Origin of the sequence: Burkholderia sp. LMG 13014, assembly GCF_905232215.1 — a bacterium.
Taxonomy (GTDB): Bacteria; Pseudomonadota; Gammaproteobacteria; order Burkholderiales; family Burkholderiaceae; genus Burkholderia.
The window spans coordinates 1-2,477 of the sequence record NZ_CAJNKE010000753.1; the positions used below are offsets into that span (position 1 = coordinate 1).

A 2,477-nucleotide genomic window follows, 5' to 3' on the forward strand; every position below is an offset into this window, starting at 1 on the left:
CGCAGCGGCGCGGCTTCGACAGCCTCGTGCAGTCGGCGAGCGGGATCGCGTGGCGAGAGCAGCAGGCCGCGCACGCGGACGGGCCGCGCCACCTGCCGTGCCAGGCGCTCGATCATGCGACGGGTTATCTCGCGGCGTTCGGCGCGATGATCGCGCTCGCGCGCCGGGCGCGCGAAGGGGGAAGCTGGCACGTGCGACTGTCGCTCGCGCAGACGGGGCGCTGGCTGCAGTCGTTCGGCATCGTGCCGGACGGCTTGCAGGCACCCGATTTCGCGCACACCGACGTGCGCGACCGGATCGAGCGCATCGCGTCGCCGTTCGGCACGCTCGACGCGGTGCGGCCGGCCGAGCGGTTGTCGGTGACACCGCCTGCATTGACGCGCCCGCCCGTGCCGCTCGGCACCGACGATGCGCGCTGGCTGTGAGCGGCGGCGCGGCTTACGTTACTTGCGCAGCTCGACGACGAAGTCGTAGTAGTCGTTGCGGCAGTAGGTATCGGTCAGTTCGATCGCGCGCTGGTCAGACGTATAGCCGATTCGCGTGATCAGCAGCAATGCGTCGTGCGGTGCGATGCCCATCTGCTCGGCGATCTCGTCGGTCGCGTTGACCGCGCGGAAATGCTGCAGCGCGCGCACGATCGGCGTGCCGCGCGCTTCGAGATAGCTGTACAGCGAACCGCCGATCGCCTGCGGATCGGGGATCAGCGTCGCGGGAAACGTCGAATTCTCGACCGCCATCACGATGCCGTCGGCGAGGCGCAGGCGCTTCAGGCGCGTGACCGATGCCGCCGGCGACAGTCCGAGCTGGATCACCTCGTCGCGGTTCGCCGGCTGGATCTCGCGCGCGAGCCATTGCGAGCTCGGCTTGAAGCCGCGCCGTTCGAGCATTTCGCTGAAGCTCGACAGCCGCGACAGCGGATCTTCGTAGCGCGGCTGGATGAAGTTGCCGGCGCCCTGCGTGCGGCGAATCAGGCCTTGCTCGACGAGCAGCGCGATCGCCTTGCGCGCGGTGATGCGCGAAACGCCGAGCGCATCGGACAGCACGCGTTCGGAGGGCAATGCCTCACCGGCCGTCCAGCGGTTGTCGTGGATCGCGTCACCGAGCTTGCGGGCGAGCTGCAGGTAGAGCGGCGTGTCGTTGTCGGGGTCGGGGCGCAGGTCCTGCCAGCGGTCGTCCGTGGATGCCTTCATGGAGTGGGTATCGATCTGATTGCGGCCATTCTAAGTCATCACGTGGCGCCGTTATAGCCGGTTTTTGCCGTGCAATAGGTGAATGGCGCGCCGATTGACTACACTGATGCGTCGTATTCGATGCCTGGGCCGCGGTGCGCGGCCACCCATCCGCAACGAGGAACGCATGACAGACACGATCGCCACGGTCGTCCTGCCGGACGGCGAGACGATTCCGAAGCTTGGCCTGGGCACGTGGGAAATGGGCGAGCGGCCGGCCCGGCGCACGGACGAGATTGCCGCGCTGCGCGAAGGCATCGAACTCGGAATGACGCTGGTCGATACGGCCGAGATGTACGGCGACGGTGCGACCGAGGAACTGGTCGGCGAGGCGCTCGCGGGCCTGCGCAACGATGTGTTCCTCGTCAGCAAGGTTTATCCGCACCATGCGAGCCGACGCGGCGTCGTCGCCGCGTGCGATGCGAGCCTCAAGCGCCTGGGTACCGATCGCCTCGACCTGTATCTGCTGCACTGGCGCGGCTCGGTGCCGCTCGAGGAGACGGTCGAAGGCTTCGAAGCGCTGCAGCGCGCGGGCAAGATCCGTCACTGGGGTGTCAGCAACTTCGATACGGCCGACATGGCCGAACTCGTCGATGAAGCCGGTGGCGGCGCGTGCGCGACCAACCAGATCCTCTACAACATCGCGCGGCGCGGCCCGGAGTTCGACCTGCTGCCGTGGCTTGCCGAGCACCGGATGCCGGCGATGGCGTACAGCCCGGTCGATCACGGGCGGCTGCCGAAGCGCTCGCCGCTCGACGAGATCGCGCGGCAGCACGGCGTGTCGGTGATGCGCGTCGCGCTCGCGTGGGTGCTCGCGCAGCCGGGGGTGTTCGCGATCCCGAAGGCGTCGCGGATCGAACACGTGCGCGACAACCGGGCCGCGCTCGATTTCATGTTCAGCGATGACGAGCGCGCGCAGCTTGACGCGTACTTCCGTCCGCCACGCAGCAAGCGCGCGCTCGAGATGCTCTGACGACACCCGGCCGGGCAACGCGGCCGGTCAGTGGTTGGCTCCGGACGATCCGCCGTTGCCGTGACCGCCGCTGTTGCCGTTCCCGGTGCCATGGCCGTTGCCGACACCGTTGGCCCCGCCATTGCCGGCGCCGCCACTGCCGTTTCCATTGCCGTTGCCACCGCCATTGCCGTGGCCGCCATTGCCGTGACCGCCGCCGTCACCATCGCCATGGCCACCATTGCCGTGACCGCCGCCATCGCCGTCGCCATGGCCGCCGTTGCCGTGACCACCGC

Annotated in this window: 4 protein-coding genes; 3 read left to right on the plus strand and 1 reads right to left on the minus strand. The window is 68.6% G+C overall.

Features of this window, described 5'->3' with window-relative positions; translation table 11 throughout:
• Positions 1 to 425, plus strand: a 425-nt coding sequence (locus tag JYJ84_RS34085; RefSeq protein WP_205190088.1) for a CoA transferase, incomplete at its 5' end; no start/stop codon positions are given.
• A gap of 18 nt (positions 426 to 443) precedes the next feature.
• On the opposite strand, the gene JYJ84_RS34090 is transcribed toward JYJ84_RS34085, so the two are convergent.
• The gene (locus JYJ84_RS34090) at positions 444 to 1,190 is read right to left on the minus strand and encodes a GntR family transcriptional regulator (protein WP_011352976.1); all 747 of its coding nucleotides are present in this window, start codon (positions 1,188 to 1,190) and stop codon (positions 444 to 446) included.
• Between the two features lie 166 nt (positions 1,191 to 1,356).
• Between JYJ84_RS34090 and JYJ84_RS34095 the strand changes: the two genes are divergently transcribed.
• On the plus strand, positions 1,357 to 2,202 hold the full coding sequence (locus JYJ84_RS34095) for an aldo/keto reductase (RefSeq protein ID WP_175223693.1): 846 nt from the start codon (positions 1,357 to 1,359) through the stop codon (positions 2,200 to 2,202).
• Between the two features lie 60 nt (positions 2,203 to 2,262).
• Positions 2,263 to 2,477 (plus strand): hypothetical protein (locus JYJ84_RS34100; protein WP_205190089.1); only part of this gene is annotated, 215 nt, incomplete at its 3' end.